We start from the raw sequence: 21608 nt of genomic DNA, 5'->3' as shown, positions 1-21608 counted from the left end.
TTTCCGGCCGCGTGGAGACAATGGAGCGCCGAGGTAAGAAATTCGGGATCACGCACGCGTGAGAGGGGCTGGAGCGGGGCCGGATAGATGCTATTTTCCACGGATATCAATAAGGGTTGAGCGATGCGAATTCTGGCCAGTCTCATTCTGATTGTCGGGCTTGCGGGGTGCGTGGCCCCGGCGCCGCCACAGGCGCCGGCGACACAGCCCGCCGCGGGGGCCGAAGCGCGGCTTTCGGCGCAAAGGGCGGCGCGGCAATTCGTTGACGTGGTCGAGACAGTGGAGCCGGTGGCCGAGCGCGAATGCCGGGCGCGTCTGCCGCGGGCAAATTGCGATTTCCTGATCGTGGTCGATGACCGGCCGGGCCAGCCGCCCAACGCCTTTCAGACGGTGGACAAGACGGGCCGGCCGGTTCTGGCCTTTACGCTGGCGTTGATCGCGGATGCGCGCAACGCGGACGAGATGGCCTTTGTGATGAGCCACGAGGCGGCGCATCACATCGCCGGGCACCTGCCGCGCCAGCAGCAGAACGCGGCGGCGGGCGCGGTGATCTTTGCGGGGCTTGCCGTGCTGACCGGGGCGGATGCCAGCGGGGTGCGCAGCGCGCAGGACCTGGGTGCGGCGGTGGGCGCGCGCAGCTATTCCAAGGAATTCGAGCTCGAGGCCGACGCGTTGGGCACGGTGATCGCGCGGACGGCGGGGTATGATCCGGTTCGGGGGGCCGCATTCTTTACCCGCATCCCCGATCCCGGCAATCGCTTTCTCGGCACACATCCGCCCAACGCCGCGCGGATCGAGACGGTGCGCCGGGTCAATTCGCGCCTGTGACGGTGCAAGATCATGATTCAGCTTGAGAATGTCGTCAGTGACCGGGGGTCGAAATACGCGGTTTCGGGCGGCGTGGCGCGGTCGCGCGCGGAGGTGGACGGGTTTCTCAAGACGCTCAAACGGGTGCGCAAATATGCCAAGGCGACCCATAACAGCTGGGCGGTGATCCTGTCGGACGGCACTCCGATCAAGGGCGATGACGGCGAGAGCGGGGCCGGGATGGTGATCCTGCGGATGCTGGAGCGTGAAGGGTTGAGCGATCATGTGATCGTCGTAACCCGCTGGTATGGCGGCACAAAACTGGGCGGAGACCGGTTTCGCCGGGTGCAGGATTGCGTGCGGGCCTATCTCGATGCGGGGGTGTCCGGGGCGGGTTGATCCGTGTCAAGGACGGGTTGGGAGCGGGGCGCTAGACAGGGGCAACGCAACGGTCCGAAAGGAGCCTTGACCATGAAACCCCTTGGCGAACCCCGGCGGCATTTCTGGCTGGTTCAGAAAATGGCGCAGAAACAGGGTGTTGACCTTATCGGAGCAATGGCGCGCGGCGACCTGGACCAGGCGGATTGGGCAGGGATTGTGACGCGCTGCCGTGGCTGCACCGGGGCAGAGGTTTGCGCGCAGATGCCGGAGCAGGGTGGACCGGGCGAATTGCCCGAATATTGCCGCAACCGAGAGCGGTTCCGGATTCTTCTCGCCGATCAGATCATGGCGGAAAATATATGAAAGACAAGGCGTTACATCTCGGCGACCCCGAGCTTCACTTCTGGCTGACCCGGTCGGTCGCACGTGCCATGGGGGTCGATCTGAGCGCGGCGATGGCGCGGGGTTTGCTGAGCGCCGAGGACTATGCGGCGATGGTGGCGCGCTGCCAGTCCTGCCCGCATGTGGCGCGTTGCACGGCGTGGCTGGGCCATGGGGCGTTGCAGCATGGCAAGCCGCTCGATGCCTGCGCCCACCGGGAAATCCTGGAAAGACTGCAGTAGCCCGACCCACGGACATCAACGATTTCTTCACCGGGGTTAACGCCACCGTGCGGTGCGATTTGCGGGGGGTGACATGCGCGCACCGCCCGGCTGCCACCCGGCTGCCGTGAAATATCGTTGCGAATGTAACGGTTCGGCGTTAACGCAGCGTGCGCCGGGTCACAGTTTCGAATGCGTCCCGTCGCAGAGCGGCCGTTTCGACGAGTGCTTGCAGCCGCAGAAGAACAGTTTCCTCGACGCCTCGGCGGTATATTTTACCGGGGCGAAATCGCTGCCTTTGTGCGAGCCGTCGCAGAAGGGCTGTTTCGAGGACTTGCCACAGGCACACCAGAAATAGGTCCTGCCCTCTTCGACCTCGACGGGGAAGGGGGCTTTCTGGGCGATCTCGGGGGTATCGGTCATTGGCTCGGGCCTCCCTGGCTTGTGACTGGGGTGATGGTCGCAACGGGTGTGGGGGAGGTCAATGGGGGTGGGTAGAAGAGGTGTTGGGGAAATGGACGAACAAGAGCACTGGTGGCAGAGCATTGGCGAAAGGACAGCACTTCGGGTTCTTCACAACGCCATGATGGCCTGGTCGTAGGCCGGCAGATATCTTGCCACAAAATCCACGATACCTGACCGCGCTGTTTCGACCAGTTTATCCTGATCTTCCTGAGGCAGTTCCTCAATGTTCTTGATGCGGCGAATTGTGTGAGAGGCAAGCCGGGTCCATTGGGGAGTGAGTTTCTTGTTGTTTCCCATATCGACCTCTTTCGAGGCCTTAAGCCGCTCATATAGGGATTCGCGATGGCTGGTATCTCCCCGGCCCAGATTGAAACGCACGTGAATTCTTTCACCGTAGAACTCGGCCTCGATAACAAGCAGGCTTTTTGATGCCGTGAAATCCCCGAAAGGCATATCGGGGTCCTGTTCCCACGCGGGTATATAGAATCGCAGGTAGGTGTTCGAACTGCTGTCCTTGGCGATTTCGATGCCGGTTCTTTGACTGATGCCCTCGATTATTCCGGCGATACTTTCTTCAGATTGAACGGCTTGGCTTATGTCGCGCATTGGGCTTGGCCGTTGGTCAATCAGGTATTCCAGCGTCTGGCCGTGTTTTTGCCAGAGTTTTCGCGCGAGTTCTTCCATTTTTTCATCAGGCACGAACAATCTCCTCAGAAGATCTATGTAGGCCCTAAGCATGCTTTTTGCGAGCGGGCTGCCAACTGGCTCGGCATATGCGGCTTTGAGAGCTGCGACGATTTCCGAGAAACTCAGTGTGTTCCAGTCATCATGGCTTGCATCCATGCCGGTGGGAGATACGAGATAGAACCGCCGGCTCGCGTTGGGCCATAGGTTCGCTGCATTCTCTGCATATCGTTGCAACTGACCACTGTGTTCATGAGCATCGACCTTGAGTTCAATGATGCAAACCAGTGAGGGTGTAAGATCGGGTAGATGGATGGTGACATCCATGTTGTGGAACTCTCGAAATACTTCGATGCGTCCCAAGTCAGAAAGCGCGAGTTCCAACCTCAAGGCATGATCGCCCGATGCCGTCAGCAATTTGTCCAGGAGGTTGCGTAGGACGCATTCACCAAAGCCATGGTTGGCGAGCGGATTCAGAATATTGGCAAGGAAGTTGCTGTGCCGGATTTCAACCCGACTGATGCGTAGGGATTCGAAGGGGCAATATATGTCTTGTGCGTTGGCGAGTTCTCGAAAATCAGCGCTTAGCGCTAGATCGGTTAATTCTTTCAAGATCTTTCTTTTTCCTATGCGGTTCGTTTCCCCCACAAATCATACTCCCCCGCCTCATCGACTTCAACACGAACGATCTGGCCGATCTCAAGCCCCTGGGTCGCCTCGTCGATGAAGAGGTTGCCGTCGATCTCGGGGGCATCCGCCTTGGTGCGGCAGGTGGCGATGCCGTCCTCGTCGATATCGTCGATGATGACATCCATGTGCTGGCCCACTTTGGCCGCCAGCTTGGCCTCGGAAATCGCCTGGGCCTTGGCCATGAAGCGATCCCAGCGGTCCTGTTTCACCTCGTCGGGCACATGGCCGGGCAGCGCGTTCGAGGCGGCGCCTTCGACATTCTCGTATTGGAAGCAGCCGACGCGATCCAGTTGCGCCTCGTCCATCCAGTCGAGCAGGGTCTGGAACTCGTCCTCGGTCTCGCCGGGGTAGCCCACGATGAAGGTCGAGCGCAGGGTGATGTCGGGGCAGAGGCCGCGCCATTCGGCGATCCGGTCGAGGGTGCGTTCGGCGTGGGCGGGCCGGGCCATGCGTTTCAACGTGTCGGGATGCGCGTGCTGAAACGGGATGTCGAGATAGGGCAGGATGAGCCCGTCGGCCATGAGCGGGATCAATTCGCGCACATGCGGGTAGGGATAGACATAGTGGAGCCGGACCCAGAGATCCTGTCCGGCGCCGAGGCACCCGAGGTCGCGGGCGAGCGCGGTGATCGGCTGTTCGCCCTGGGGGCGATCTGCGCGCGGCCAGTCGACGCCATAGGCGGAGGTGTCCTGGCTGATCACGAGGAGTTCCTTCACGCCGCTTTCCACCAGCTTTTCGGCCTCGCGCAGCACCGCGCGATGCGGGCGCGATGAAAGGCGGCCGCGCATCGCGGGGATGATGCAGAACTTGCAGTGATGATTGCAGCCCTCGGAAATCTTGAGATAGCTGTAATGGCGGGGCGTGAGTTTCACGCCCGCCGCCGGCATGAGGTCGATGAACGGGTCGGGCGCGGGCGGCACGGCGGCATGCACCGCGTCGAGCACCTGTTCATATTGATGCGGCCCGGTGACGGCGAGGATGCGCGGGTGATGATCGCGGATATGGTCGGGATCGGCGCCCATGCAGCCGGTGACGATGACGCGGCCGTTTTCGCGCAGCGCCTCGCCGATGGCATCGAGGCTCTCGGCCTTGGCCGAATCGAGGAAGCCGCAGGTGTTGACGATCACCGCGTCGGCGCCGGTGTAGTCGGGCGAGATGCCATAGCCTTCGGCGCGCAGCCTTGTGAGGATGCGTTCGGAATCCACCAGTGCCTTGGGGCAGCCGAGGGACACCATGCCGATGGTGGGCTGTCCGGGGCGGCGGGCCTCGGTGAGGTGGGCGCGGGAAAGGTCGGGGCGCAGGTCGGGCGGGTTTGTCATGGCGCGCGTATAGCGCGCGCCGGGGCCCGCGTCCATCGGCGGATCGTGGCCGAAGGATTGGCGGGTTGTTGCCTCCCGCGCATTGCGGGATAATCCTTTGGTACAAGCGCCGCGCTGGCTGCGGTGCCGGGGTGCGAGGATTGTGTGATGCGCTGGATTTTCAGGATTATCGGGGCGCTCGTGGTGGCGGCGCTGTTGCTTCTGGTCGGGCTTCTGCTGTTGCCGGGCGAGAAGATCGCGCAGGTGGTGGTGGACCAGATCCGCACGGCGACCGGGCGCGATGTGAGCGTCGAGGGCGGGGTCGAGCTGTCCTTTTACCCGGTGCTCGGCGTGCAGACCGGCCCGGTGACCATCGCCAATGCCGAATGGTCGGACGAGCCGGTGATGCTGCGGGCCGAGGGGCTGAGCGTGGGGGTCGGGACGGCGGCGCTCTGGCGTGGGCAGGTGAAGATCCGGGCGATCGAGCTTGTGTCGCCCGACATCCTTCTGGAGCGGAGCAGCGACGGCACCGGGAACTGGGAGATCGAAGGCGAAAGCGCGGGTCCGGGCGGGCGGCAACTGGCGGTTTCGCTCGACCGGATCGAGGTGACGGGGGGGCGGCTGCGCTATGTCGATCACTCCGACGGCTCGCGGCAGGGGTTCGAGAGCGTCGATGCGACTCTGCTGGCGCCCGATCTCGGCGGGCGGGCCGAGATCGACCTTGGATTGCGGATCGAGGATGGTGGTGAGCGGTTGCACCTGGCCGGGTGGGTGGGGCAGTTCCTGCCCTTCCTGCAGGGCGAGGTGGTGCCGATCGAGGCCGCGCTGCGCGCCGGCGACGGCACGGTCGGTTTCGAGGGGCGGGCGAATGCGAGCGGCGATGCCGAGGGGCGGCTGACGCTCGACCTGCCGCGCACCGGGGCGATGCTGGCGGCGCTGGGGCAGGGGGCGGGTGATCCGCCCGAGGGCCTTGGCCGGGCGATCCGGGGCGAGAGCCTCGTGGTGCTCAGCGACGGGCGGGCGCTGTCGCTGCGCGAGATGGCGCTGCGGCTCGATGGCAACGCGATCACGGGCGATGTGGATGTGACGCTCGATGGCAGGACGCAAGTGAAGGCACGGCTTTACGCCGGGGCGCTCGACCTGGCCGGGCTTGCCGGGGGCGAGGATGACGGCGGCGGCGCCGAGGGATGGTCGCGCGCGCCGATCGACGCGAGCGGGCTCGGTGCGCTCGATGGGCAGATCCGGCTGACCGCCGAGAGCGTCGATCTCGGCACGGTGGCGTTCGGCGAAAGCGACGTGACGCTGAACATCGACCGCTCGCGCGCGGTCTTTTCGCTCAACAGGTTGCAGGGCTATGGCGGCGATTTCGGCGGCGATTTCGTGATGAACAACCGTTCGGGCCTGTCGGTCGGGGGCACCCTGTCGATGGACGGGGTCGAGATGAGCGACTTGCTGTCGGACCTGGCCGGGGTGACGCGGCTCTCGGGCGAGGCCGACGGACGGGTCAGTTTCCTTGGCGTGGGGCAGTCGGTCGATGCCATCATGAAGAGTCTCAGCGGCGAGGGGCGGGTCGGCATGGGGCGCGGCGTCATTGCCGGGTTCGATCTTGACCGGCTGATGCGCTCGGGTGATGGCACGGGCGGAACCACCATTTTCGACGAGCTGGGCGCCAGTTTCGCCATGGAGAACGGCGACATGCGCAATGACGACCTCAGGCTGGTGCTGCCGGGGATCGAGGCGACGGGCGAGGGCCGCATCGGGCTCGGGGCGCGCGATATCGACTATCTCTTCACGCCGGTTGCGCTTGCGGCGCGGGGCGGGCGGGGGCTTGCCATTCCGGTGCGCATCAAGGGGCCGTGGAGCGATCCGAGGATCACGCCCGACATGGCCGCCGCGGTCGATCTCAACCTTGCCGAAGAGAAAGAGGAACTTGAACGCAAGGCCGAGGAGCGGGTGAAGGAAGAGCTTCAAAAGCAGCTCGATGTCGAGGTGCAGGAGGGCGAGAAGGTCGAGGACGCGCTCAAGCGCAAGGCCGAGGACGAGATCAGGCGGGGGCTGATGCGCCTGCTTGAATGAGCCGCCCGGCACGAGTCGGGCGCCGTGCAGGGGGACAGGCCGGAATTGAGTATTTGGGCCAAGAAAGAACAGGGGGTGAGGGTTTCGACCGATCCCCTGTCTCTTTCTTGGAAAAAATACTCATTGCGCCGGCACGGGCAGGCGCAATGATCGGGGCAGGGCCTGCCCTCAGATGCCCAGATCGGCCGAGACCTTGGCGATGCTTTCGCGCAAGGTCGCCGCGATCTCGCGGATCAGCGCATCGTCCATGATCAGCGTGGGCGAGAGGATCAGGATATTGCCCAGCGCGCGGGCGATGAGGCCGCGTTTCTGCGCCTCCTTGGCGACGAGGCCGCCGACATTGGCGTCGGCGGGAAACTCTTCGCGGGTGTCCTTGTTCCTGACGAATTCGATCCCCATCATGAAATGCGAGCCGCGCACTTCGCCGACCATGTCCATGTCTTCGAGCCCGCGCAACAGCCCCTCGAAAAGCTTGCCGGTGGTCTGGACGCGCGCCGGGATACCTTCGGATTCGAGGATCTCGATATTGGCGAGCGCGGCGGCGGCGGCGGCGGGGTGGCCGGAATAGGTCATCCCGTGCAGGAACATCGCGTCCGGCCCGGAGATCACGTCGTAGATTTCATCCGAGATGATCGTGGCCGAGAGCGGCTGATAACCCGAGGTCAGCCCCTTGGCCGTGGTGATGATGTCGGGCACGCAATCATAGACATCCTCGGAGGCGAACATGTGGCCCAAGCGGCCCCAGGCGGTCACCACCTCGTCGGCGACATACATGATGTCATGTTCGCGGGTGATCCGGCGCATCGCGGCGTGATAGCCCGGCGGCGCGGTGATCACCCCGCCCGCACCCTGGATCGGTTCGGCGAAGAAGGCGCAGATGTTGTCGGCGCCGATGCGGTGGATCGCATCGAGCATGTCCTGTTCCAGAACGGCGAGGAATTCGGCATCGCTCATCCCCGGGGCCTCGCGATACTTGTGCGGTGCCTTGAGGTGATGCACGAGCCCCTCGACCGCGCCCCAGCCGGTGGAATAGCCCGGCGTGGTCAGCGCCATCGCCATGTGGGTCGAGCCGTGATAGGCGCCCATGCGCGACAGGATCTGTTTCTTTTCGGGCTTGCCGCGCAGGTTGTTGTAGTGGTGCAGCATCCGCACCGCCGTGTCATTGGCGACCGACCCGGAATTGGCGAAATAGACGTTGTTGAGCGGGGCGGGGGCGAGGCTGGCCACCTTCTCGGCCAGCTCGGCCGCCGCGGGGTGGGTGAAGTTGTAGAAGGTCGAGTAATAGTCGAGCGTATTGAGTTGCTCGGTGATGGCGTCGATGATCTCGCGCCGCCCATGGCCCACGTTGACGCACCAGAGGCCGCCGATCCCGTCGATGAGCCGGTTGCCTTCGCTGTCGGTGACATGGGCGCCCTCGGCGGCGACGATGGCGGTGCGCGCATCGGCCTGTTTGAGGGCGTGCAGGTTGGCGAAGGACTGGATCAGGTGGGCGTCCTTGGTCAGGATCTCGTCGGTGGTGAGTTTGTTCATTCTCTCTCTCCCTGTTATGCGGCGCCGAGGAAGCCCTCGATCACGTTGACGGTGTTGAGCCCGATTTCGGCGATGTCATAGCCGCCCTCCATCACGAAGAGCGTGGGCAGGCCAAGGCGGGCGATGTCGCCGCCATAGGTGGTGAAATCGGGGGATTTCAGTTTGAAGAAGCTGATCGGGTCGGTTTCGAACGTGTCCACGCCGAGCGAGACGATCAGGTGATCGGGGGCATATTGCGCGATCCGGTCGAGCGCGGCGTCGAGCGATCTGCGCCATTCGGAAAATGGCGTGCCGGGGGGCATGGGGTGGTTCACGGTGAACCCTTCGCCCGCGCCGGTGCCGGTTTCATCGGCGTAGCCGAGGAAATGCGGGAAAGCGTTTTCCGGCTCGCCATGCAGCGACAGGAAGAGCACGTCGGAGCGGTCATAGAAGATGTCCTGCGTGCCGTTGCCATGGTGGAAATCGACATCGAGGATGGCGACGCGGGCGGCGCCATTGTCGAGGAAACGCTGCGCGGCGATGGCGGCGTTGTTGAGAAAGCAATAGCCGCCATACATATCGAAGGCTGCGTGATGGCCGGGCGGGCGGCACAGCGCGAAGGCGGACCGCTCGCCCGCGCGGATGAGATCGGCGGCGGTGAGGGCGACCTGCGCGCTGCCATAGGCCGCGTCCCATGTGCCGGGGGTCAGCGAGGTTTCGGTGGCCAGCGCATAATAGCCCAGCTTGCCGTCGATGTGATCGGGGCGGCGCTGGGTCATGCGGCGGGCGGGCCAGCAGGTGGCGATCGCCTCGCCCTCGTAGCCCTCGGCCTGCCATTCATCCCACGCGGTTTGCAGGAAATCGACGAGGCCCGCGTCATGGATGCGCAGGATGGGCGCGAGCCCGTGATCGCCGGGCGGCAGGATCGGGCCGGGATCGACCGCTTTCAGCCGGTCGAGGATATAGGTCATGCGGCTGGGCCGCTCGAACGGATAGACCAGCTCGCCGCCGTAAAGCTCGGTCTTGGCGTCGCGCAGGGTGTGGGTTTCGGAAAAGACGGTCTTCATGACGTGACCTCGCGGTGATCGGCGGATTGGGTCGAGAGGAGCGCCGGGTCATGGGGTTTGGCGATGTCGGTGACGATCAGCGTTTCGGTGGTGTTCGCGCTGGCCAGTGCCACGGCATCGGGGCCGACGATCACCGAGTGGCCGCCATAGGCGAGGCCGCGTTCAGTGCCGCAGAAATTGGCATAGGCGATTGTGAGCGCGTGCGACGCGGCATGGCCGGGGATGATCGCGGTCGAGACATGCTCGAACCCCGCCGGGTTGGCGGTGGGCACGAGGATGAGCGTTGTATCCCGATCGGCCAACGCCTTGACGTGGTGGGCGAATTCGATGTCGTAACAGACCATCAGCGCGATCCTGTGGCCCGCGAACTCGAAGAGGGTGTAGCCGTTGCCGAAGGCGAAGCTGGCCTGTTCCATCGGGCCGTAAAGCTGGATCTTGCGGTAATGGCCCAGCATCTCGCCATCCGGGCCGAAGGCGGTGGCGGCGTTATAGACCGTATCGCCGTCGCGTTCGGCCCAGCCGATGCAGAGACCGCAGCCTGCCGCGCGGGCAAGTGCGGCGAGCCTTGTGCACCAGTCCCCGCCGAGCGGCTGGGAGAGGCTTTCATGCAGGTCCGGGCGGTTGTAGCCCGGCAGGAAAAGTTCGGGGAAGACGACCATCCGCGCGCCCGCCATCGCGGCGGCGGACAGGTGCCTTTCGATCCGGGCGAGCCCGGCGTCGATGTCGCCCTCGATGGGCGGGCCTTGGTAAAGCGCCAGTTTCATGGTCGTGTCTTCCGGTGTCTTCGGTTGGTTCGGCGATCCCCCCGCCCCGGGTCAGGCCCGGGACGGGGGTGCCGAAAGCTTCACTTCTTGAGGTTGGTCCAGATCGTGTCATAGACCTTCTGCACCTCTTCGGAGCAGGGCTGCACGAAGACCGGGTTGCCGCCTTCCGGCGGGTTCAACTCGGGCGCGGATTTCACCTCGGCGTCGAGGAAGGGTTCGACCCCGGCGACCCCGGCGGTGTAGCGCGCGTAGTTGGTGACGGCGGCCGCGTTCTCGGGTTCAAGAAGGAAGTTCATGAACTTGATCGCGTTTTCGCGGTTCGGCGCGTCCTTGAGCAGCACCACGTTGTCCATCCACACGATATAGCCCTGTTCGGGATAGGCGTATTCGATATTGGCGCCTTCCTCGCGGGCCTTCATGCCGAAACCGTTCCAGATCATGCCCGCCGCCGCGTCGCCCGACACCAGCACGTCCTTGGCCACGTCCGAGCCGAAGCTGGCCCAGTGCTGCTTGGCCCCCTGCACCAGATCGTTGAGTGCCTTGAGTTCGTCGCGATCCGTGCTGCATTGCGGGATGCCGAGATGCAGCGAGGCGAGGGTGAGGGTTTCACCGGCGGTGTCGAGCACGTTGATCCGGCCCTGAAGCTCTTCGGGCGGGTTGAAGATGATGTCGGTGGTGTCGATGTCACCGGAATAGACATCGCGGTTCACCGAGAAGGACGTGCTGCCCCATTGATAGGGGATCGAGCTTTGGCGGCCGGGATCGAAGCTCACATCCACCCATTCGGGCAGGATGTTGTCGAAATTGGGCATCTCGTCGCGGCTGAACGTGTCGAGCATGCCCTCGCCTGCCATGATCTCGACCATGTAATCGCCCGGCACGGCCACGTCATAATCCCCGAGCCGCCCGGCCTTGAGCGAGGCGAGCAGGGCCTCGTTGCTGTCGAACGTGTCCATCGTGACCTCGACATCGTATTCGGCGGCGAACTTGTCGAGGAGTTCCTGCGGGATGTATTCGAACCAGTGATAGATCGAAAGCTTACCCTCGGCCTGTGCCAGCGTCGCCATCAGCGTGAGGGCGAGCGCCGAGGCGCCGGTTCTGAGAAAGGGTTTCATGGTTGTCTCTCCTGTTGGTTTCTTATTTGCGGTTTTGGCCCATGCGGCCGGCGAAGTAACTGAGCGTGACGAAGAGGATCGACACGGCCAGCAACAGCGTGGAAATGGCCATGATGTTGGGCTTGATGCCCTGTTTCACGGCCCCGAAGATCGCGGTGGGAAGGGTTTCGACCCCCGCGCCCTTGACGAAATTGGTGATGATGAAATCATCGAGCGAGATGATGAAGGCCAGGAGGAAGCCCGAGAGGATACCCGGCGTCATCAATGGCAGAAGAATGAGGCGGAATGCCTCCCACCGGGTGGCATAAAGATCCTGCGCGGCCTGTTCATAGACATCCTCGATCCCCTCCATCCGCGCGGCGATGGGCAGGTAGGCGAAGGGGATGCAGAAGACGATATGCGCGATCAGGATGGTGAGGATGCCGGTGGAAAAGCCGATCGCCGAGAAGAAGATCAGCGTGGCAACGGCGGTCACAATTTCCGGCACCATCAGCGGCAGGTTGATCAGGGCGAAACTGGCCCCCTTGCCGCGGAACGATCCGGCGCGCAGCATCGCGGTGGCGGCCATGGTGGCGAGCACCGTGGCGGTGGTGGCGGCGGCCACGGCGATGACCAGCGAATTGATCGCCGCCTGTTTGAACTTGTCGGATTCCGGCCCCCAGAACACGTCTTCGTACCAGCGCAGCGACACGCCGCCCCAGAGCGTGATCGAGGGGCTGTCGTTGAAGGAATAGATCGCGACGATGAGGAGCGGCGCATAGAGCAGGAATACGCACAGGAGGGTCAGCGGCAGGAAGCCGGGAAAGCGGCGCAGGTCGGGTTTGCGGGTGCGCTTGCGCCTGGTCATGCCCGTCGCGCCCCGGGCTTGCCCCGGGGCCTCCGGGTTCGGGCGGGGTGCGCGCGTGCCGGTCATCGCGCCTCTCCTTTCGCCTGGCTGCGCGCATAGAAGATCAGCACGAGCAGCACCATGGAGAGCAGGATCATCGCCGCCGCCGCGCCGAACGGCCAGTTGCCCGCCGCGCCCTTGAACTGTTCGTCGATCAGGCTTCCGATCATGAAATTCTTGGCCCCGCCCAGAAGGTCGGGCGCGAGAAACGAGCCCAGCGAGGGCACGAAGACAAGGATGCAGCCCGCGATGATGCCCGGTTTCACCACCGGGATGATCACCTGCGTGAGCGTGACGAAGCGCGAGGCATAAAGATCGGCCGCCGCCTCGGAGAGGGCGAAATTGTAACGCTCGACGGCGGCATAGATCGGCAGCACCATGAAGGGCAGGTAGGAATAGAACAGCCCCAACTGCACCGCCACCCATGTGTTGACGACATGGATCGGGTCGGAAATGATCCCGGCGTCGAGCAGCCAGGTGTTGAGCGGGCCGTTGTCGCGGATCAGGAATTTCATCGAGATCGTGCGGATGAGCAGGTTGACCCAATAGGGCACGGTGATCAGGAAAAGCCAGATCGTGCGGGTGGCGGCCGGGCGCGTGGCGATGAACCACGCGGTCGGAAAGCCGATCAGAAGGCTGAGCAACGTGGCCAGCCCCGCCTGCCAGATCGAGCGCCAGAAGATCAGGATATAGGTCCATTCGATTTCGGGCGGATCATCCCCGAACAGCCCGCGATCAAAGAAGAACTGGTCATAGGCGGCGAGCGAAAACTCCCAGATCACGCCGCCGCGAAACTCCTTGGTGAGGAAGGAATAGACCAGCATGATCCCGATCGGCACGACGAGGAAAATGCCGATGACGAGCCATGCCGGAAGGATGAGCGGCACGCCGAAACCCGCGTAAGTGCGGGCCGATTTGCCCGGGCCTGATCCGATTCCGCCTGCCATCAGTCCACCAGGAGGCGCGCCGCGCCTTCCTCGAAATCGAGCCCCACGGTGTCGCCCATGGCGGGAATGGTCGTCTGCGACGAGTTCTGCACCCGCGCGGTGATGGATTCGCCGTCCGACAGGCGCATGTCGACATGCATGTCGGTGCCGAGATAAATGAGCCGCGTGACCGTGCCGGTCAGCAGCGCCCCCGCCGGATCGGCCAGTGACACGCGCTCGGGGCGGACCGAAAGGTGGCCCTGCCCGGAATGCGCCCCGCGCGCCGCCGGACAGGTGAAGCGGGTGCCGCCGGGCAGGGTGCAGAGCGCCTTGTCGCCCGCGATCTCGGCGACGCTCACGTCGATGAGGTTGGTCTCGCCGATGAAATCGGCCACGAACTTGTTGTCGGGCTCTTCATAGATGTCGCGGGCACTGCCGACCTGTTGCACCTTTCCGTCCGAGATCACCGCGATCCGGTCGGACATGGTGAGCGCCTCTTCCTGGTCGTGGGTGACGAAGATGAAGGTGATGCCGGTCTCGTGCTGGAGCTGCTGCAATTCGAGCCGCACCGCTTGGCGCAGCTTGAGGTCGAGCGCCGAAAGCGGCTCGTCGAGCAGGAGCACCTTGGGGTTTGGGGCCAGCGCCCGGGCCAGCGCCACGCGCTGTTGCTGACCGCCCGAAAGCTGCGCAGGCATGCGGTTGGCGAATTCCGACAGGCGCACCAGTTCGAGCACCTCGCCGGCGCGCGCCCGGGCCTCGGCCTCGGATCGGCCGAGCCGCAACAGGCCGAACATCACGTTGCGGGTGACATCCATGTGCGGGAACAGCGCGTATTGCTGGAACACGGTGTTCACCGGGCGATGATTGGGAGGCAGGTCGGCGATATTGTCGCCGTAAAGCCGGATCGCGCCTTGCGAAATGTCCTCGAACCCCGCGATGCAGCGCAGCAGCGTGGTCTTGCCACAGCCCGACGGGCCCAGAAGGGTGAAGAACTCGTTGTCGTGAATGGCCAAAGACACGGCGCTGAGCGCGGTGAAGTTGCCATAGAGTTTGGTCACGTCGTCGATATCGACCGCAACGGCGCCTTGGCTTTGGGCCACGGTTTTCCCTTTCTCATACCCCCTGATTTGCCATAGAATGTTAACGGCAGTCGGTTAGGGGGGTATATACCCCCGGGGTGGTATGGCATGGGCGTGCTGGGCGAGGCGGAAAAACGGCTGGGCGAGGCGATCGCGGCGCTGGGCGGCGACGGGTTCGCCCGGGCGCTGGCGCGCTGGCTCGGGGCCGAGCTGCGGCATGACAATGTCACCGTCATCGCCTATTTCCAGAGCCGCGCGCCGCAGGCGATCCTGACCCGCGCGGTGGCGAGCGAGGTGCACCGCAACATGGAAAGCACCTATCTCAAGGGGGCCTATCTGCTTGATCCCTTTCACGAATTGCATCGACGGCGGGCGGCGCGCGGGGTTTACCGGCTGACCGATATCGCGCCCGACCAGTTCCACCGCAACCCCTATTTCCTCGACTATTACGCGGCCACGACGCTGGTCGACGAGCTGGCCTTCGTCGCCTATCCGGGGGCGGGGGTGAGCCTGCATGTCTGCCTCGGGCGGGACCGCAGTTCCAACAGCCGCTTCACCCAGCGCGAGATCATCCGCGCCGATCATCTTTCGCCTATTGTTGTGGCACTGGCCGAGCGGCAATGGAGCGAACTGGCCGGTCCGGGCGAATATTCCGAGGCGCGGGTGACGCGGCGGCTCATTGATTCGCTGAAAGAGGCGCATGGAATCGCGCTCTCGCCGCGACAGGCCGAGGTGGCGTTGTTGATCCTGCAGGGTCACAGTTCGGTATCGATCGGGCTCAGGCTCGGGATCAGCCCGCAAACGGTCAAGGTGTTCCGCAAGCAGCTATACCGCAAATGCGCGATCAGCTCACAAGCCGAGCTTTTCAACCTGATGCTGCCGCTTCTCGGCGGCTAGGCGGCCACGCCCCGGCCTGCCCGCGCGCGGAACGGGTCGGTCAGGCCGCTTGCGCCGCCTTGCCGGTGATCCTCGACCGCAGCATGGCGCGCTTCTTCTCGACATCGCCCGCGTGGCGTTCGCGCACGTGGCCATAGCCGCGAATATGTTCAGGCAGCGACAGAAGGGCCGTGATGGGGTCGGCTTTCTCGGCCGAGAGATTGGCGAGGGCAAAGTCGATATCGGCCTCGTACTCCTGCAACAGCCGGTGGGCGAGGCGGTTCTCGTCCGAGTTGCGGAACGGATCGAAGAGGGTGCCGCGCAGCCCGCGCAGGCGGTTCATCAATCCGAAGGCACGCAGCGCCCATTTGCCCGAAAGCGCGCCCTTGACCGGTTGGCCGGTGGTCTCGTCCACGCCGCCAAAGGGCCAGGCGCCGAAATAGAAGGTGAGCTCCGGCGTGCCTTCGAAGCTTTCGCGCAGGGACCTGGTGAATTCGGGCCGGGTGTAAAGCCGCGCGACCTCCCATTCATCCTTGACCGCGAGCAGCTTGTAGTAATAGCGCGCGACGGCCATGGCGGGGGCGTCGTCCAGCCCGGCGGCCTGTGTCGCCTTGCGCACACGCTCCACCATGTCGGTATAGCGCCGTGCCAGCGCGGCGTTGGCATAGTCGGTCAACTCGGCGCTGCGATGGGCGATCACCTCGTCGAGGCTCTTGGGGCGACGGTTCGAGAGATCGACCGGCGCCTCGCCCGCGCGCAGCATCGCGGCCACGGTGCCCGGCTCGGCCATGGCGAGCCGACCGAGGTCGAAGGCGCGGCGGTTCTCGGCGGGTTTCACGCCGTTGAGTTCGATCGCGCGCATCAGCGCGGCATGCGAGAGCGGCAGGCCGCCCTGTTGCCACGCGGCGCCGACCAGCAGCATGTTGGCATAGACCGCATCGCCCAGCAGTTTCGCCGCCAGCCCCTGTGCATCGAGGCCGCGCGCCCGGTCGCCCAGAAGCCGGGTGATCCGCGCGAGTTGTTCGTCACCGTTGAGTTGCCAGTCGGGGTTCTTGGCGAAGTCCGAGGTCGGCACCACCGTGATGTCGGTGACGGCGGTGGCGCTGTTGAGGTCAAGCTTGGACAGGGCCTCGTCGCCCGCCGCGACCACGAGGTCGCACCCGATGAGCGCGTCCGCCTCGCCGGTGGCGATGCGGGTGGCGGTCATGTCGTCCGGGGTGCGGGCCATCTTGATATGCGAATGCACGGCGCCGTACTTCTGCGCCAGCCCGGTGATGTCGAGATTGGACGAGAACCAGCCATCGACATGCGCGGCGACGGCCAGCGTCTGGCCCACGGTCACCACACCCGCGCCGCCGATGCCCGACACCAGCACCGCCCAGGAGGTTTCGACCGAGCGGGCGGGCGGTTCGGGCAGGCGCGAGGCGTCGATGGTGACATCGGCCACGTCGGGTTTGCGGGGCTTCACGCCCGAGACGGTGACGAAGCTGGGGCAGAAGCCCTCGACGCAGGAGAAATCCTTGTTGCACGAGGACTGGTTGATCTTGCGCTTGCGGCCCATCTCGGTTTCCAGCGGTTCGATCGCCATGCAGCCCGACACGGTCGAGCAATCGCCGCAGCCTTCGCAGACATCCGAATTGATGAACACCCGCTTGTCGGGGTCTTCCCATTTGCCGCGCTTGCGCAACCGGCGGCGTTCGGTGGCGCAGGGCTGGTCATAGATGATCGCGGTGACGCCGCGACGCTCGCGCATTTCGCGCTGAACGAGGTCAAGCTCGGTCCGGTGGTGGAGCGTGACGCCTTCGGGAAGCGGTTTGCCGTCGTAATGCTCGGGCTCGTCGGCGACGAGGGCAATGGCGCCGACGCCTTCGGCCTTGAGCTGGGCAATGATCGACAGCGGGTCGATCTCGCCATCGACCGCCTGACCGCCGGTCATCGACACGAAGCCGTTATGCAGGATCTTGTAGGTGATGTTGGCGTTCGAGGCCACGGCGGCGCGGATCGCCATGTAGCCCGAGTGGAAATAGGTGCCGTCGCCCATGTTGGCGAAGACGTGGTTTTCGCCGGTGAAGGGAAACTGCCCCAGCCAGGCCGCGCCTTCGCCGCCCATCTGGGTGATCGAGTTGGTCTTGAGCGGGTCGCGCATCACCGCCATGGTGTGGCAACCGATGCCCGCCAATGCGCGGCTGCCATCGGGCAGTTGGGTCGAGCGGCCATGCGGGCAGCCGGCGCAGAACGACGGCATGCGGATCGCACCGCCACCCAGCATCGGGGCATCCGTGGGCTGGTTGGGGGTGCTGATCGGGACGGCGGGGTCGATTTCCTTGATGGTGCGGGTCAGCACGCCGCGGATATGGGTGGGGTCGATCTCGCCGAAATTGGGAAAGGCGGTTTCGCCCGGGTCGGCGGCATAGATATGGCTGTTGAAGCTTTTGCCGATGATGCGCGGGGCGCTGTCGTGACCGTAAAGCGCGCTGCGGATCTGGTCTTCGAGCAGCGGGCGCTTTTCCTCGACCACCACGATCGTGTCGAGGCCCTGGGCAAAGTCCTTGACGATCTCCTGGTCGAGCGGCCAGACCACGCCGACCTTGAGAAGGCGCAGCCCCATGTTGGCGAGGGCTTGTCCGTCATAGCCCATTTCGCCCAGGGCCTGGCTCAGATCCTGCCACGCCTTGCCCGCCGCGACGACACCGACGCGGGCGTTTTCGGCCCCCGAGATGCGGTTGAGCCCGTTGGCGCGGATATAGGCCAGCGCCTGGCCGATCCGGGCGTCGTAAAGCGCGCGTTCCTGTTCCATCACCGGGGTATAGGCCGAGATGCCAAAGCGTTTGTCGCGCGGGGGCAGGGTGATTTCGGGCGCGGTGGGCGAGACATGGACCGAACCACCGCCCTCGATCACGTCGGTGACGAGTTTCATGCCCGAAAGGCAGCCCGCGTGGCGCGAGAGCGCGATGCCGTGCAGCCCGTAATCGAGCACCTCCTGCGCGTTGGCGGGGGCAAAGAGCGGGATGCCCGCCGAAACGAAGTTGAAATCGGAATAGCAGGCCACGGTCGAGGATTTGGCGCCGTGATCGTCGCCCACCAGCAGGAGCGAGCCGCCCTTTTCGTTGGTGCCCGCGAAATTGGCGTGGCGGATCGGGTCCATCGCGCGGTCCATGCCCGGGGCCTTGCCATACCAGATCGAGAACACGCCCTCGACTTTTGCGCCGGGAAAGAGGCCGACCATCTGGCTGCCCCATGTGGCGGTGGCGGCGATGTCTTCGTTCACGCCGGCCTGGAACACGATGTTGTGGGCCTTGAGCTGGGGCGCGGCCTGCCAGAGGTCCATGTCATAGCGCCCGATGGGCGAACCGCGATAGCCCGAGATATAGCCGCCGGTGTTCAATCCCGCCGCCGCGTCGCGCTTGCGCTGTTGAATGGGCAGCCGCACCAGTGCCTGCATCCCGGTCATGTAGACCCAGCCCTCTTCGGCGGTGAGCCGGTCGGAGAGGGTGAAATCCATGCGTTTCTGGGTGGGCGAATCGAGCATCGGTCTGGTCCTTCCTGTCGCACGTCCCGGTCGGGATCGCGCGAAGGGTAGGGGCAGTTGGGGCCGCCGTCCACCAGATCGCGTCGTTTTGGCGATATAACCTTGCGACGTGCGGGGAGGTTGGGGGCTCCCGCTCTGCGCCTGCACGGTGTCGAGGCAAGGACGGGGGGCAGGGCCAATGCGGTCATTGATCCCCCGGCCCAAGCGCCTTACCATGTGTGCAGCAACAGAAGGAGATTGATGCACAGAGGCTTCGACTGGACCGCATTTGGCGGTATTGCCCGGCACCTGATGGTGCCGATCCTCTTTGCACAATCTTTTCTGTGGAGTTCTCATGAAGAATCTCGATGTGATGATCCGGCCCTTTGACGCGGCTTCGGATACCACGAAACTATCGCGCATCTGGCTTGATGCGTCCCTCGATGCCCATTCCTTTATCGGAAAGCGGCGGCTTCTCGAACAGCGACGGCTGATCGAGGAACAATATTTGCCCAACTCCGAAACATGGGTGGCGGTTCGTCTGGGGGAACCGGTCGGCTTCATAAGCTTGCTGGAGTCGTTCATCGGCGGAATTTTCGTCGCCCCGGGCCAGCAAGGGCAGGGGATCGGTCGCAAGCTGATTGCCCATGCGCTTGAAAGGAAGGGAAAACTTTCGCTGGAGGTTTACCTCCAGAACCGGCGCGCCGTCCGGTTCTACGAGGGACTTGGATTCGTCGAGGTTTCACGCCGCGCCAACGATGACGAGGGGCTACCGCTCGAGAATGCACATTTGCAACTGGCGCGTTGAGGCAAGCGACAGGATGACCTGCCAGCCGCCGCTATGCGCAACCGGCGGCGGCAGGGATTTGCGCCTCAGCCTGCCCCGCGGCGCGCACGGCGCAGGGCGCGGACCGAGGTGCCGTGCGCGGCGCGGAAGGCGCGTGAGAGTGCGGATTGCGAGGCAAAGCCGGTGGCCAGCGCGATCTCCTGCACGGGCATGGCGGTTTCGAGCGCCAGCCGCCATGCCTCGGCCATGCGCAGCGCCAGGTAGGCGGATTTCGGCGACTGGCCCAGCGCGCGGGCGAAATGCATCTCGAGGCTGCGCGGCGAAAGGTGCAGGCGGCGTGCGATCTCGGCCACGGGCAGGGGGGTCTCGATATGCGCGCCCATCAGTGCCAGCGCCTGTGCGACCGGCGGGTGCCGCCGGGCCAGCGCGGGGCCGGAATGGGGGGTCTGGGGCTGGTTCGCGCCGGGGGCGGGGTCATGCAGGAAGGCCCCCGCCACGTCGCGTGCCAGCCCGGCACCGAACTGCGTCCTGATCAGCCCCAGCATCATGTCGAGCGCGGGCATGGCGGCCCCTGCGGTCATGAACTTGTCAGAAACAACGAAGCGCTGGCGCAGAACGGTGAGCGCATCGAACCGCGCGGCAAAGGCGTCGAGATCCTCCCAATGGGTGGTCGCGGCCTGCCCGTCGAGAAGCCCGGCGCGGGCCATGATCCAGCTTCCGCCATCGACCCCGGCCACCGCCCCGCAGCGCGGCGCAAGCCGCCGGAGTGACGCCAGAAGCGCGGGCGTGGCATGGGTTTCAAGGTTGAATCCCGCCGCGACCACCAGAAGATCGGCCCGGTCGAGCCGCCCGATGGGTGCGCCCGGAACGGCCAGCCCGGAGGTAAGCCGCGCCGGCGTGCCCCCGGCGGTGTGATAGGCCCAGTCGAACAGCCGCCGCCCCGCGCGGCGGTTGGCGGCGCGCATCGGATCGACCGTCGCGGCGAGCGAGAGCATGTTGCAATCGTCCAGCACAAGCACCGCGGCGGTGAGCGGGGGTTCTGCGAGTCTTGTCATGTCTGCTTCGTATTTCATCAAATGCTGTCTGCCAAGCCGGGGAATAATGGCGCCGATACGAAACAGACGGATACAGAGGAGTCGTCCATGCCCTTGACCATGAACCGCGAGGTTTTCATCACCTGTGCCGTGACCGGATCGGGCGGCACGCAGGACCGGAGCCCGCATGTGCCGCGCAGCCCGCGCGAGATCGCCGAAAGCGCCATTGACGCCGCCCGCGCGGGGGCCGCGGTGGTGCATTGCCATGTGCGCGATCCCGAAACCGGCGTGCCGTCGCGCCGCCTCGACTATTACCGCGAGGTGACCGATCGCATCCGCGAATCCGAGGTCGACGTGGTGCTGAACCTGACCGCCGGGATGGGCGGCGACATCACCTTCGGCAGCCCCGAGCGGCCCCTGCCGCTCAACGAGGCGGGCACCGATCTCATCGGCGCGGCCGAGCGGGTCGAGCATATCAAGCAATGCCTGCCCGAGATCTGCACGCTCGATTGCGGGACGATGAATTTCGCCGAGGCCGATTACGTGATGACCAACACGCCGGGCATGTTGCAGGCGATGGGCCGGATGATGACCGCGCTGGGCGTCAAGCCCGAGATCGAGGCGTTCGACACCGGGCATTTGTGGTATGCCAAGCAACTGGTGAAGGATGGGGTGCTCGATGCGCCCGCGCTGGTGCAGCTTTGCATGGGGGTGCCGTGGGGTGCGCCCGACGATCTCAACACCTTCATGGCGATGGTCAACAACGTGCCCGAGGACTGGAATTTCTCGGCCTTCTCGCTGGGGCGCAACCAGATGGGTTATGTCGCGGCGAGCGTTCTGGCGGGCGGCCATGTGCGCGTCGGGCTCGAGGACAACCTGTGGCTGGAGAAGGGCGTTCTGGCCACCAACGCGCAACTGGTCGAGCGCGCGGCGGGCATCGTCGAGCGGATGGGCGCGCGGGTGATCGGCCCGCAAGAGGTGCGCGAGAAGCTCGGGCTGGTCAAGCGCGCCCCGGCGGGCTGAGACGCGGGCGGGGATGGGGGCGCGGCCCCCA

At 64.9% G+C, this 21608-nt stretch carries 20 protein-coding genes; 8 read left to right on the top strand and 12 right to left on the bottom strand.

The features are described from left to right. The first annotated feature begins 123 nt into the window (after positions 1 to 123). The 4 genes from FLO80_RS08955 to FLO80_RS08940 all read left to right on the top strand — a co-directional run bounded on the left by FLO80_RS08955 (position 124) and on the right by FLO80_RS08940 (position 1811). Positions 124 to 828 (top strand): M48 family metallopeptidase, encoded by a 705-nt coding sequence (locus FLO80_RS08955; RefSeq protein ID WP_111366295.1) that lies wholly within the window; start codon positions 124 to 126, stop codon positions 826 to 828. A gap of 12 nt (positions 829 to 840) precedes the next feature. Continuing rightward, positions 841 to 1206 carry a YigZ family protein gene (locus tag FLO80_RS08950; protein WP_111366298.1) on the top strand — a complete coding sequence of 122 codons (366 nt, stop codon included), beginning with the start codon at positions 841 to 843 and terminating at the stop codon, positions 1204 to 1206. A gap of 72 nt (positions 1207 to 1278) precedes the next feature. Continuing rightward, a complete protein-coding gene (locus tag FLO80_RS08945) occupies positions 1279 to 1551 on the top strand; it encodes a DUF6455 family protein (protein ID WP_111366300.1) in 273 nt (90 codons plus the stop codon). Beyond that, a complete protein-coding gene (locus FLO80_RS08940; RefSeq protein WP_111366303.1) occupies positions 1548 to 1811 on the top strand; it encodes a DUF6455 family protein in 264 nt (87 codons plus the stop codon). Before FLO80_RS08945 ends, FLO80_RS08940 begins: the two co-directional genes overlap by 4 nt. 159 nt (positions 1812 to 1970) lie before the next feature. On the opposite strand, the gene FLO80_RS08935 is transcribed toward FLO80_RS08940, so the two are convergent. The 3 genes from FLO80_RS08935 to rimO all read right to left on the bottom strand — a co-directional run bounded on the left by FLO80_RS08935 (position 1971) and on the right by rimO (position 4948). Continuing rightward, complete coding sequence (locus FLO80_RS08935) at positions 1971 to 2213, bottom strand: CDGSH iron-sulfur domain-containing protein (protein WP_111366306.1); 243 nt, start codon at positions 2211 to 2213, stop codon at positions 1971 to 1973. A gap of 150 nt (positions 2214 to 2363) precedes the next feature. Then, positions 2364 to 3551 (bottom strand): PDDEXK-like family protein, encoded by a 1188-nt coding sequence (locus FLO80_RS08930; protein WP_188078249.1) that lies wholly within the window; start codon positions 3549 to 3551, stop codon positions 2364 to 2366. A 14-nt stretch (positions 3552 to 3565) separates the two neighbouring features. After that, complete coding sequence (gene rimO, locus FLO80_RS08925; protein WP_111366454.1) at positions 3566 to 4948, bottom strand: 30S ribosomal protein S12 methylthiotransferase RimO; 1383 nt, start codon at positions 4946 to 4948, stop codon at positions 3566 to 3568. Between the two features lie 147 nt (positions 4949 to 5095). Between rimO and FLO80_RS08920 the strand changes: the two genes are divergently transcribed. Beyond that, complete coding sequence (locus FLO80_RS08920) at positions 5096 to 7003, top strand: AsmA family protein (RefSeq protein WP_111366311.1); 1908 nt, start codon at positions 5096 to 5098, stop codon at positions 7001 to 7003. A gap of 168 nt (positions 7004 to 7171) precedes the next feature. Here FLO80_RS08920 and FLO80_RS08915 read toward each other — a convergent pair whose 3' ends face one another. The 7 genes from FLO80_RS08915 to FLO80_RS08885 all read right to left on the bottom strand — a co-directional run bounded on the left by FLO80_RS08915 (position 7172) and on the right by FLO80_RS08885 (position 14370). Next, complete coding sequence (locus tag FLO80_RS08915; RefSeq protein ID WP_111366313.1) at positions 7172 to 8533, bottom strand: aminotransferase class III-fold pyridoxal phosphate-dependent enzyme; 1362 nt, start codon at positions 8531 to 8533, stop codon at positions 7172 to 7174. A 14-nt stretch (positions 8534 to 8547) separates the two neighbouring features. Continuing rightward, entirely contained in the window at positions 8548 to 9579 is a 1032-nt protein-coding gene (locus tag FLO80_RS08910) for a histone deacetylase family protein (protein WP_111366316.1), read from the bottom strand. After that, positions 9576 to 10343 carry a carbon-nitrogen hydrolase family protein gene (locus tag FLO80_RS08905; protein ID WP_111366318.1) on the bottom strand — a complete coding sequence of 256 codons (768 nt, stop codon included), beginning with the start codon at positions 10341 to 10343 and terminating at the stop codon, positions 9576 to 9578. Before FLO80_RS08905 ends, FLO80_RS08910 begins: the two co-directional genes overlap by 4 nt. Before the next feature lie 80 nt (positions 10344 to 10423). Then, positions 10424 to 11458: an extracellular solute-binding protein gene (locus FLO80_RS08900; protein WP_111366320.1), complete on the bottom strand. Its 1035-nt coding sequence runs from the start codon at positions 11456 to 11458 to the stop codon at positions 10424 to 10426. Between the two features lie 22 nt (positions 11459 to 11480). Further along, positions 11481 to 12305 (bottom strand): ABC transporter permease, encoded by an 825-nt coding sequence (locus FLO80_RS08895; protein WP_111366456.1) that lies wholly within the window; start codon positions 12303 to 12305, stop codon positions 11481 to 11483. A 62-nt stretch (positions 12306 to 12367) separates the two neighbouring features. Further along, positions 12368 to 13291 carry an ABC transporter permease gene (locus FLO80_RS08890; RefSeq protein ID WP_111366323.1) on the bottom strand — a complete coding sequence of 308 codons (924 nt, stop codon included), beginning with the start codon at positions 13289 to 13291 and terminating at the stop codon, positions 12368 to 12370. Then, complete coding sequence (locus tag FLO80_RS08885) at positions 13291 to 14370, bottom strand: ABC transporter ATP-binding protein (RefSeq protein ID WP_111366325.1); 1080 nt, start codon at positions 14368 to 14370, stop codon at positions 13291 to 13293. Before FLO80_RS08885 ends, FLO80_RS08890 begins: the two co-directional genes overlap by 1 nt. Before the next feature lie 87 nt (positions 14371 to 14457). Here FLO80_RS08885 and FLO80_RS08880 point away from each other — a divergent pair, with 87 nt between their 5' ends. Then, positions 14458 to 15246, top strand: coding sequence for a helix-turn-helix transcriptional regulator (locus tag FLO80_RS08880; RefSeq protein ID WP_111366328.1), 789 nt, complete (start codon positions 14458 to 14460; stop codon positions 15244 to 15246). 40 nt (positions 15247 to 15286) lie between these two features. Here the strand turns inward: FLO80_RS08880 and FLO80_RS08875 are convergent, their stop codons facing one another. After that, positions 15287 to 18754, bottom strand: coding sequence for an indolepyruvate ferredoxin oxidoreductase family protein (locus tag FLO80_RS08875; RefSeq protein ID WP_111366331.1), 3468 nt, complete (start codon positions 18752 to 18754; stop codon positions 15287 to 15289). Between the two features lie 334 nt (positions 18755 to 19088). Here FLO80_RS08875 and FLO80_RS08870 point away from each other — a divergent pair, with 334 nt between their 5' ends. Next, the gene (locus FLO80_RS08870) at positions 19089 to 19541 is read left to right on the top strand and encodes a GNAT family N-acetyltransferase (protein ID WP_111366333.1); all 453 of its coding nucleotides are present in this window, start codon (positions 19089 to 19091) and stop codon (positions 19539 to 19541) included. A 65-nt stretch (positions 19542 to 19606) separates the two neighbouring features. Here FLO80_RS08870 and FLO80_RS08865 read toward each other — a convergent pair whose 3' ends face one another. Beyond that, positions 19607 to 20575 carry a GlxA family transcriptional regulator gene (locus FLO80_RS08865; protein ID WP_246156620.1) on the bottom strand — a complete coding sequence of 323 codons (969 nt, stop codon included), beginning with the start codon at positions 20573 to 20575 and terminating at the stop codon, positions 19607 to 19609. Between the two features lie 87 nt (positions 20576 to 20662). Between FLO80_RS08865 and bcoG the strand changes: the two genes are divergently transcribed. Further along, on the top strand, positions 20663 to 21577 hold the full coding sequence (gene bcoG, locus FLO80_RS08860; RefSeq protein WP_111366338.1) for a 3-dehydrocarnitine:acetyl-CoA trimethylamine transferase BcoG: 915 nt from the start codon (positions 20663 to 20665) through the stop codon (positions 21575 to 21577). The last annotated feature ends 31 nt before the right edge of the window (positions 21578 to 21608 follow it).

It is taken from the genome of Aquicoccus porphyridii (assembly GCF_008369105.1).
Taxonomy (GTDB): Bacteria; Pseudomonadota; Alphaproteobacteria; order Rhodobacterales; family Rhodobacteraceae; genus Aquicoccus; species Aquicoccus porphyridii.
Note: the sequence above shows the minus strand (reverse complement) of the source record. Positions and strands in the feature narration are given on the sequence as shown.

Bases quoted from the DNA above. Each gene is read 5' to 3' on its own strand.
- FLO80_RS08920 (WP_111366311.1), top strand. From the start codon at position 5,096: ATGCGCTGGATTTTCAGGATTATCGGGGCGCTCGTGGTGGCGGCGCTG.
- FLO80_RS08910 (WP_111366316.1), bottom strand. From the start codon at position 9,579: ATGAAGACCGTCTTTTCCGAAACCCACACCCTGCGCGACGCCAAGACC.
- FLO80_RS08875 (WP_111366331.1), bottom strand. From the start codon at position 18,754: ATGCTCGATTCGCCCACCCAGAAACGCATGGATTTCACCCTCTCCGAC.
- FLO80_RS08865 (WP_246156620.1), bottom strand. From the start codon at position 20,575: ATGACAAGACTCGCAGAACCCCCGCTCACCGCCGCGGTGCTTGTGCTG.
- FLO80_RS08950 (WP_111366298.1), top strand. From the start codon at position 841: ATGATTCAGCTTGAGAATGTCGTCAGTGACCGGGGGTCGAAATACGCG.
- FLO80_RS08890 (WP_111366323.1), bottom strand. From the start codon at position 13,291: ATGGCAGGCGGAATCGGATCAGGCCCGGGCAAATCGGCCCGCACTTAC.
- FLO80_RS08880 (WP_111366328.1), top strand. From the start codon at position 14,458: ATGGGCGTGCTGGGCGAGGCGGAAAAACGGCTGGGCGAGGCGATCGCG.
- rimO (WP_111366454.1), bottom strand. From the start codon at position 4,948: ATGACAAACCCGCCCGACCTGCGCCCCGACCTTTCCCGCGCCCACCTC.
- FLO80_RS08915 (WP_111366313.1), bottom strand. From the start codon at position 8,533: ATGAACAAACTCACCACCGACGAGATCCTGACCAAGGACGCCCACCTG.
- bcoG (WP_111366338.1), top strand. From the start codon at position 20,663: ATGCCCTTGACCATGAACCGCGAGGTTTTCATCACCTGTGCCGTGACC.
- FLO80_RS08895 (WP_111366456.1), bottom strand. From the start codon at position 12,305: ATGACCAGGCGCAAGCGCACCCGCAAACCCGACCTGCGCCGCTTTCCC.
- FLO80_RS08940 (WP_111366303.1), top strand. From the start codon at position 1,548: ATGAAAGACAAGGCGTTACATCTCGGCGACCCCGAGCTTCACTTCTGG.
- FLO80_RS08900 (WP_111366320.1), bottom strand. From the start codon at position 11,458: ATGAAACCCTTTCTCAGAACCGGCGCCTCGGCGCTCGCCCTCACGCTG.
- FLO80_RS08905 (WP_111366318.1), bottom strand. From the start codon at position 10,343: ATGAAACTGGCGCTTTACCAAGGCCCGCCCATCGAGGGCGACATCGAC.
- FLO80_RS08955 (WP_111366295.1), top strand. From the start codon at position 124: ATGCGAATTCTGGCCAGTCTCATTCTGATTGTCGGGCTTGCGGGGTGC.
- FLO80_RS08945 (WP_111366300.1), top strand. From the start codon at position 1,279: ATGAAACCCCTTGGCGAACCCCGGCGGCATTTCTGGCTGGTTCAGAAA.
- FLO80_RS08870 (WP_111366333.1), top strand. From the start codon at position 19,089: ATGAAGAATCTCGATGTGATGATCCGGCCCTTTGACGCGGCTTCGGAT.
- FLO80_RS08935 (WP_111366306.1), bottom strand. From the start codon at position 2,213: ATGACCGATACCCCCGAGATCGCCCAGAAAGCCCCCTTCCCCGTCGAG.